Origin of the sequence: Kitasatospora sp. NPDC048239 (genome assembly GCF_043202015.1) — a bacterium.
Classification (GTDB): Bacteria; Actinomycetota; Actinomycetes; order Streptomycetales; family Streptomycetaceae; genus Kitasatospora.
On the sequence record NZ_JBICZP010000011.1, the window covers coordinates 129,537 to 134,127 of the forward strand.

Sequence of the window (4,591 nt, forward strand, 5' to 3'; positions counted from 1 at the left end):
CCGGGCCCACCGCGATGGGGATCCCGGCCGCCGCCGAGGCCTTCCGCCCCAAGGGACCTGTGATCCCCGTGCAGGGCCTGCAGATGTCGTACGGGGGACGGCGACGTTGCGGTCCAGGCGCGGGTCGTGGACCTGCCAGACCTCGCCCATCCCCTGGAACGGAGCAGCGCTGAGGCTCTGCCCACCCGGACGGGTGACCCGGTGAAGCGTGTGCCCGGTAGCGCAGCACCCCCGGCCCCGGCGCGCGGAAGCTCCCGCGATTCGCCCGAAACGATGATGTTCGGCGGCCGGCCCCAGTATTTCGGCGGCAGTGCGGTGAGATGACCTTGATCACGGAGCCCCACCCGGCCCCTCGGACTCCGCGTCCGGCCGGGCGCGGCGGGCATCCCGTGCTTCACGACCACGACCGACGAGGAGCCGCTGTGCCCGAGGTGAACGCCACTGACCGGGCTTTCCTGGTGGCCGTGCAGGAGGTCTCCCCCATGCCCGGGCGCAGCACAGCCGTGTCCGGTGCGGTGGAGCACCGCAGGGCCGTCGGCAGGGGCGCCGTCCTGGAGGTCCGGTCGAACGGCGGTTCCTGAAGCCGCCACCGCATCTCCGGCCCGCTGCACCACCGGGGGGCCGGTACCGGCCCGGCCACCGGCCGCTCGCCGTCACCCGGGAGCCCGCTCCCGTGCCGGGCGGCAAGTCAACGATCACTCGATGGAGGAATCTGTGGGAGTCACGTTCAAGGCCAGCGTCAACGCCCAGAGCCAGTACTACGGCAGCGTAGTGATCACGGGCTTCGCCCAGGACGGCGGCGGGGAGGTGAAGGTCGAGAAGCATGTGACGGTGAACCTGACCCTGCCCGCCACGGTCAGCCCCGGTGACGTGAACTACACCCTGAACCCGTGGGTCCCGCTCGACTTCTCGACCGAGAACGACCAGGTCGAGAGTGCCAAGTTCAAGGTCGCGATCAAGGCGGCCCTGGAATCCCCCTACACCCTCAAGTCGACGGACACGCTCACCATCGGTGTGAACGGCGACCTGACCGACGCCGTGCAGCAGCACCTCGAATCGATCAGGATCAGCGTCGACGACTGACCACCGTCCGGGCGCCGGCGCCGGGCCATGCCCGCTGGGACGCACCTTGCTCGCCCAGCTGGGTCAGCGAGGGTGGCGCCACTCGTACAGGCCCGAGCCGGCGCCCGGCCCCGCGTGGGCGGCGTGACATCCCCGCAGCGCCCCTTCACCCGGTCAGCGCGCTCGCCCGCAGGCCTTGAGGGGGATGTCGGGGAGGACGGCGGCCCTCGCGGCGGCGGCTCGGACGGGCTCCTGCCCGGCCGAGCCGCCGCCGTTATGCGAGCCGGGCGGTGAGGTCGGCGAGCAGCTCGGCCTCGGACGCGGTCGGATAGAAGTGGCCGCCCGGGAAGCGGCGGTGCTCGAAGCCGCCGGGGACGGTCAGTTCGGACCACGCACGGACACCGTCCGGCGGGCAGTCGGGGTCGCTCTCCCCCGCGTACGCGGTGATGGGCGCGCGCAGGGGTTTCGGCTGCCGTGGGCGGTACGTCTCGATGAGCCGGTAGTCGGCGCGCAGCGCCGGGAGGGTCAGCTCGCGCAGCTCCGGGTCGTCGTAGGCCTCCGCCCCGGGCCCGCCCAGCTGCCGGACGTCCGCGATCAGTGCCTCGTCGTCGCGGGCGTGCAGGTCGGTGGGCGCGGCGCGGTGCGGGGCGACACGGCCGGAGACCAGCAGGCGGGTGGGCGTGCGGCCGCGGCCGTCGAGCCGCAGGGCGACCTCGTAGGCCACCGCCGAGCCCATGCTGTGGCCGAACAGTGCCACCGGCCGGTCGAGGTACGGTTCCAGGGCGGTGTGGATCTCGTCCGCGAGGGCCGGCAGGTCGGGGGCGAAGGGCTCCAGGAGCCGGTTCTGCCGTCCCGGGTAGCGGACCGCCAGGAGCTCGACGTCGGTGGGCAGCCGTGCGGGCCAGCTGTCGAAGAAGTTGGCGGTGCCGCCGGCGTGCGGGAAGCAGACCAGTCGGAGCCTCGGCTGCTGCACGCGCCGGTGCACGCGGAACCAGGCGCCGACCTCGCTCCGGGCTGGCGCCGGCCGGGTGACCGGGTGTCCCACGGCTACCACCGGCCGCGGGACGGTGTGGAGTTGAGCTTGGCGCTGAACGCCGCGAGGAAGACCGGGAGCTTGTCCACCATGGACTTGGGGACCGGGGTGGTCTGGACGGTGTCCCGTGCCACGTCCTGGAAGACGAGCGTGTAGGTGCCGTTCTCCTCGACGAGTTCGGCGGCGTAGAGAAGTGTTTCCATCGAGGTTTCCATCAGGGGCCCCTAGGCTTGGGTGTCGTTGAGCCAGGCGTTCCACGCCTTGGTGGCCCGCTGCTCGTCGGCGTCCTCGGCGAACAGGTGGTGGGCCAGCCGGACCGGCCAGTTCCAGGTGCTGCCGTTGAAGAACCGGTACAGCGCGTCCGGGCCGCGCAGGCCGACGAAGTCGGGGCTGAGCCAGTCCACGACGACCACCTCCGGGCCGCCGTCCGGACCGGGCACCTGGAGTTCGAGCTCGTCGCCGACGGCCACGTCGTCGGCGAGGCCGAGGCGTCGGCGCAGGGCGGCGAAGTCGGCCGGGTCGGAGGTGGGTCCGGGGCGCTGGGCCTTGACGTAGACGGCGGGACGGCCGCCGAAGTGCCGCAGGTACTCGGCGAGGCCGTGCTGGTAGAAGTGGACGTGCTTCTCGGCCGCGTCCGCCTTGGTCTCCCAGATCTCGTCCCAGACGCCCTCGTGCATCCAGTGGATCCCCATGCGCAGGTGGCTCGTTCCGCTGTCCGCCGGCTCGATCCAGTAGCTGAGCGTGTTGGAGAACTCGTCACCCAGGGTCGCCCGGACGGCGAAGTGACTCGGCGGCGCCCACGCCACGACGGTGCTGTCGGACCGGGAGACCTTTCCGCCGACGCGCGGCTCGACCTCCATGGGGTACAGCCAGCCGAGGTTGCCGGCACCGGTGGCGACGGCGGCCCAGACCTGGTCGGGTGTCGCGGGTAGGTCCTGTTCCTTCCGGACCTCGAACTCTCGGGTCATGGTCGGTTCTCCTTCGTCGTCGTTCAGGTGTCAGTAGGTGAGCGGGAGGGCGCTCAGCCGCCGTTGCAAGGGGTTGGGCCGCCATTCGAGGGCCGCGCCGCCGGCTGCTTCGTCGGCCAGTCCCAGCTGCGGGAGGCGGCGGACCAGCGTGCCGACGGCCACCTCCACCTGGAGCTTGGCCAGCGGGCCGCCGAGGCAGAAGTGCGGGCCGTTGCCGAAGCTGAGGTGCCGGTTGCCGGGGCGGGACAGGTCGAGCCGGTCGGGGTCCTCGAAGCGCTCGGGGTCGCGGTTGGTCGCGGCGAGGAACAGGTACACCAGCTCGCCCTCGCGCAGTGTCCGCCCGCCGATCTCGACGTCCTGCGCGACGACCCGGACGATCGCCTGGGTCGGCGTGTCGTAGCGGGCCAGCTCGTCCACGGCGGCGCGGATCAGCCCCGGGTCCTCGCGCAGCCGGGCCAGCTGGCCGGGGTGGCGCAGCAGGGCGAGCATGCCGTTGCCAAGCAGGTGGGTGGTGGTCTCGTCGCCCGCGGTGATCAGGACGAAGCAGGTGGACAGCAGCTCGGAGTCGGTGAGCCGGTCGTCCTGCGCCTGTGTCGCGACCAGGGCGCTGATCAGGTCGTCGCCCGGGTCCGCGCGGCGGCGGCGGACGAGGCGGGCGAGGTACTCCTCGTACTGCCCGATCGCCGCCTCGGACTTGTCGAGGTCCTCGCTCATCCGGCCGAAGCGGCGGAACCAGGTCTTGACCTGCGGGTGGTCCTCGGGCGGGATGCCGAAGAGCTCGCAGACGACGGACAGCGGCAGCGGGGAGGCGACCGCCTCGATCAGGTCCATGGCCGGCCCGGCCGCGAGCGCGTCGTCGACGAGCCGGTCCACGATCCGCTGGATGCCGTCGCGCAGGGCTGCGACGCGCCGGGCGGTGAAGGCGCGGTTGGCGAGCTTGCGCAGCCGGGCGTGGTCCGGCGGGTCGGTGTTGGTCATCACCCGGCCGAGCCGGTCGGTGATCCGGCTGAAGGCCTTCAGGTCGCCGCCGAGCGCGCCGTAGGCGCGGGTCATCCGGTCGCGGTCGTTGGACAGCCGCAGGTCGCCCAGGGCCGCCTCGACGTCGGCGTAGCGGGTGAGGTACCAGATGCCCTCGGCGCTGCGGTGGACCGGGCTCTCGCGCCGCATGCGGGCGTAGAACGGGTAGGGGTCGCGGCGGGCCTCGGGCGTGCGCAGCGCGGCGGCGAGGTCGCCGGGCCGGGCGAGGCCCGCGCTGCCGCGGGCCTCGTCCAGGGTGTCGGTGGAGGTCACGTCGGCCGCGTTACCGCTGGGCTTCCATGGCGTCGGCCAGGCTCCTGGGCCGCATGTCGGTCCAGGACTGCTCGACGTACTCCAGGCAGGCGGCGTTGGTGTCGGGGCCGTGGACGACGGTCCAGCCGGCCGGGACGTCCGCGAACTGCGGCCACAGCGAGTGCTGGTTCTCGTCGTTGACGAGCACGAGGAAGGTGCCGTCCTGGTCGTCGAAGGGGTTGGTCATGGGTCAGTCCTC

At 72.6% G+C, this 4,591-nt stretch carries 7 protein-coding genes; 2 read left to right on the forward strand and 5 right to left on the reverse strand.

The genetic code is table 11. From position 1 onward, the window contains the following. Positions 1 to 422 precede the first annotated feature (422 nt). Together ACGFZP_RS27005 and ACGFZP_RS27010 are read left to right on the forward strand one after the other, a co-directional pair. Positions 423 to 581: a hypothetical protein gene (locus tag ACGFZP_RS27005; RefSeq protein ID WP_392937859.1), complete on the forward strand. Its 159-nt coding sequence runs from the start codon at positions 423 to 425 to the stop codon at positions 579 to 581. 133 nt (positions 582 to 714) lie between these two features. Continuing rightward, entirely contained in the window at positions 715 to 1,083 is a 369-nt protein-coding gene (locus tag ACGFZP_RS27010) for a hypothetical protein (protein ID WP_392937861.1), read from the forward strand. 253 nt (positions 1,084 to 1,336) lie between these two features. Here ACGFZP_RS27010 and ACGFZP_RS27015 read toward each other — a convergent pair whose 3' ends face one another. The 5 genes from ACGFZP_RS27015 to ACGFZP_RS27035 form a co-directional block, all read right to left on the reverse strand. Further along, positions 1,337 to 2,035: a thioesterase II family protein gene (locus ACGFZP_RS27015; protein ID WP_392937864.1), complete on the reverse strand. Its 699-nt coding sequence runs from the start codon at positions 2,033 to 2,035 to the stop codon at positions 1,337 to 1,339. Between the two features lie 74 nt (positions 2,036 to 2,109). Further along, on the reverse strand, positions 2,110 to 2,298 hold the full coding sequence (locus ACGFZP_RS27020; RefSeq protein WP_392937867.1) for a hypothetical protein: 189 nt from the start codon (positions 2,296 to 2,298) through the stop codon (positions 2,110 to 2,112). Between the two features lie 21 nt (positions 2,299 to 2,319). Continuing rightward, the gene (locus ACGFZP_RS27025; protein ID WP_392937869.1) at positions 2,320 to 3,063 is read right to left on the reverse strand and encodes an SRPBCC domain-containing protein; all 744 of its coding nucleotides are present in this window, start codon (positions 3,061 to 3,063) and stop codon (positions 2,320 to 2,322) included. 30 nt (positions 3,064 to 3,093) lie between these two features. Continuing rightward, positions 3,094 to 4,353 carry a cytochrome P450 gene (locus ACGFZP_RS27030; RefSeq protein WP_392937871.1) on the reverse strand — a complete coding sequence of 420 codons (1,260 nt, stop codon included), beginning with the start codon at positions 4,351 to 4,353 and terminating at the stop codon, positions 3,094 to 3,096. A gap of 10 nt (positions 4,354 to 4,363) precedes the next feature. Then, positions 4,364 to 4,579 (reverse strand): MbtH family protein, encoded by a 216-nt coding sequence (locus ACGFZP_RS27035; protein ID WP_392937873.1) that lies wholly within the window; start codon positions 4,577 to 4,579, stop codon positions 4,364 to 4,366. Between the last annotated feature and the right edge of the window lie 12 nt (positions 4,580 to 4,591).

Coding starts and splice junctions, on each gene's coding strand:
- ACGFZP_RS27025 (WP_392937869.1), bottom strand. CDS start 3,063: ATGACCCGAGAGTTCGAGGTCCGGAAGGAACAGGACCTACCCGCGACA.
- ACGFZP_RS27020 (WP_392937867.1), bottom strand. CDS start 2,298: ATGGAAACACTTCTCTACGCCGCCGAACTCGTCGAGGAGAACGGCACC.
- ACGFZP_RS27035 (WP_392937873.1), bottom strand. CDS start 4,579: ATGACCAACCCCTTCGACGACCAGGACGGCACCTTCCTCGTGCTCGTC.